This window comes from Candidatus Omnitrophota bacterium (assembly GCA_028715965.1).
Classification (GTDB): Bacteria; Omnitrophota; Gorgyraeia; order Tantalellales; family Tantalellaceae; genus JAQUQS01.
The window spans coordinates 106,953-110,691 of the sequence record JAQUQS010000007.1 but is presented as its reverse complement, the minus strand read 5'-3'; the positions used below and the strand labels follow the sequence as shown (position 1 = coordinate 110,691).

General features: G+C 53.5%; 1 protein-coding gene. It reads left to right on the top strand.

All coding sequences use genetic code 11. The annotated features are described in order from the left end of the window. Positions 1–3,739 (top strand): hypothetical protein (locus tag PHH49_05270; protein ID MDD5488352.1); only part of this gene is annotated, 3,739 nt, incomplete at both ends.

The window sequence follows — 3,739 nt, the reverse complement described above, 5'->3', positions numbered from 1 at the left end:
CGGTCAAACTGGAAGAGGACAGCACTATAGTTGGAGGCAGTGGCGCGATCGCTAAAGGTAGCAGGGTAGAGATGGACAGGAATTCGCGGGTCGAGGCGACTAACGGGGACGCGACCGTCGAGGCGACTAACGGGGATGTGACCATGTGGAACGCCAGCAGGGTTACCGCGGGAGGAGCGACGGGGAATGCGACCGTGAAGGCCACGAATGGCGGATTGATAATGAACGATAATAGCCATATCCAAGGAAGCGATTCGGCCAATGTTAATGTTACCGGCAAGCTGGATATGAAAGAAGATAGTACTATAGTGGGAGGGAGTACGGCAAACGTTACCGCGGGAAGTATGGAAATGGGGGAAGACACCAAAGTCCAGGCAACAAGCGCAACAAGCGGAGTTGCGACGGTCGTGGTGACGGGTGCCGGGAGCCTTGATATGAAAGACAACAGCCGGATAATAGCTGGGACCAATGCGAATGTCACCGTTGGTGGGGATATGAGCATGCTGTCCACAAGCAACATTACCGCGGCACAGAAGGCGACTGTGGGTGTCGGGAACAACCTGGTTATGGGAGATCCGCTTCTCGCGGCGGGGGCGAGCTATATTTCCGGAGGAACGGATGTCGAAGTTGATGTCGCCGGGGATATGACGATGTACGACAAGACGAAGATCAACGCGACGAATCTCGCGGATGTCACGGTTACAGGGAAGCTCGAGATGAATGCCGATTCGTCTATAGACCCGACCAACGTTATCATGGATATCGGGACACTTGAGATGAACGACAAGAGTAATGTTACGGCGGACAATAAAGTGGATATTACGGTAAAGGACGGCATGACGATGAACAATAGGGCGTTCATCCGCGCGGGGAACACGACCGAGGTCGACGTTACCGCCGGGGACCTTACCATGAACGATTCCACGGTCATCGAAAGCACAAGCGCGGCGAATGGCCTAACGGACGTCGGGGTGAGCGGGAACCTCGTGATGAATGACAGCAATGTGGACGGTCTTGACGTTGTAACGACAATAAAGTCGGCAAAAGATGTTGACATTGATGTAACGGGCAACATGACGATGAACGACGGGACAAAAGTCGACGCGGTGAATCTGGCGGATGTCACGGTTAACCAGAAACTTACGATGAATGACACGAGTTCCATCGATCCGGTTAACGTTAATCTCTCTCTGGGATTCCTGGAGATGAACGACTCTTCCAATATTACCGCGACGAACGATATAACCGGTTCAGTTACGAATAACATGACAATGAACGACGATACGTTTATCGACGCCGGTAACGACGTGAACATAACGAACGTCGGCGGACAGATGACGATGAACAACCGTTCCAAGATAAACGCCGGGCAGGACGCCAAGGTCACGGCGAACGCTCTTACGATGAACAATCATTCGAAGATACTCGCGGCGAGGAACGTCATAGCGAACATCACGAATGCGCTTCTCATGAACAATCACAGCCGGATAAGAGGCATAAACGATGTCAGGGTGGACGCCGATAGCATCACGATGAATGATGAAGCCATAATAAAGGCGAGGGACAACAACGTTAATATCGATGTGGCCAACGGCATGACGATGAACAATAAGAGCACGGTACAGGCCGGTAACAACGTCGACATCGATGTTGATGGCGGAGATCTTGTAATGAACGGTTCCGGCGCGGGCGCCGACGGCAGCAAGATAATCGCCGATAGCGGGAAAGTGGATATCAACGTCGCCGCCGGAAGTATGGTAATGACCGACGGAAGCCTGGTGCAGGCCGCAAAGAACGCTATCATAGAGACGGCGCTCGACCTTACCATGAGCAATACCTCCAAGATGTTGACAGGGATAGACGCTGTACTGAAAATACACCGCGACCTCACGATGAACGATTCGAGCAAGGTGCTTGCTATGGGCGGTAACGCCAATGTGGATGTCGATCGCAACATGACGATGAATAGCGCGAGCCTTATCGGCGCCAGGAATAACGCCAATATAAACGTAGGGCTCGACGCCGACGTGGACAACGCGGATGACAACCTTGTAATGAGCGGTACGAGTTCCATAAGAGCGCGCAACGACGTGAATATAAATACAGGCGCGGACATGACGATGGCGGACACGAGTTCCGTTGTGGCCAGCCGGGACATAAAGGTCACGGTGGGAGCGGATGCCGAGGTCGTGGGCGGAGTGGACGACGACCTTACGATGAGCGGCGGCAGCAACATCGACGCCGGGCGCAATGTGGGCATAAACGTCCAGAACAATATGACGATGAGCGATACCGCCAGGATAGACGCGACGCACGACGCTATCCTTACGGTGGATAACGACATGACGATGAACAATACCGCCAAGGTAAAAGCTCTTAACCTGGCGGATGTGACGGTGACGAACGCGCTTGTAATGAACGACGCGAGTTCCATCGATCCGGTGGATGTGAACCTGAACCTCGGGACGTTCACGATGAACGACACGAGTAATGTACTCGCGACGAACAACATTAACGCCACCGTGGCGAACACCATGACGATGAATAATTCCAGCAGGATACAGGCGGGTAACGATGTTAATGTCGACGTGAACGCGGGTGACCTCACGATGAATGGCGACGGCGGAGAGGTTGCGGGAAGTTCGATAAAGGCGGACGCGGGCAAAGTGGACATCGATGTAGCCGCCGGGGATATGACCATGACCGACGGGAGTAATGTGGTGGCCGGGACAGACGCGATAATAAACGCGGATAACCTGACGATGGGCACCATGAGCGGAAGCGCTTTCGCCGGCTATACTACCAGCGGGTCGAGCTTTATCGACGCCGGGCACAATGTCGACATAAACCTTAATGACGATATGACCATGTATGGGGCGACAAAGGTGACCGCCATCAACAATATCAACATAGGCGCGGATAACCTGACAATGGGCGGAGTGGACACCACGTTCCTGGGGTTCAGTTCCACGGGTGCCGGGACAGGGCTTATTGACGCCGGTAACAACGTTGATATAAACCTGAACGGCGATATGGACATGTACGGCGATACGGACGTAACCGCCGGGAACGACATAAAGCTCACGGCGAACAACCTCAATATGGGGCATCTGGATACCGTGATCTTCGGCCTTTTTACGTTTGGGGCCGGCACGGGAGAGATAAACGCCGTTGGCAACGTTGATATAAACCTTAACGATGATATGACGATGTTGGGGGACACGAAGGTCATCGCGGGGTACGACATAAACATTGACGGGGATAATCTTACGATGGGCAATACCCTTTTTGGGCTTGGCATGGGGAACGCACTTATCGATGCGGGACACAACGCGGATATAAATCTCCTGAACGACATGACAATGCACGGTAACGCCAAAATAGATGCCGTTAACCTGGCGGATGTGACGGTGACGAACGCGCTTGTAATGAACGACGCGAGTTCCATCGATCCGGTGGATGTGAACCTGAACCTCGGGACGTTCACGATGAACGACACGAGTAATGTACTCGCGACGAACAACATTAACGCCACCGTGGCGAACACCATGACGATGAATAATTCCAGCAGGATACAGGCGGGTAACGATGTTAATGTCGACGTGAACGCGGGTGACCTCACGATGAATGGCGACGGAGCCGGAGTTGCGGGCAGCTTGATAAAAGCCGACGCGGGCAAGGTTGACATAAACGTAGCCCTGGGAAATATGAGGATGACGGACGGGAGCACGGTGGACGC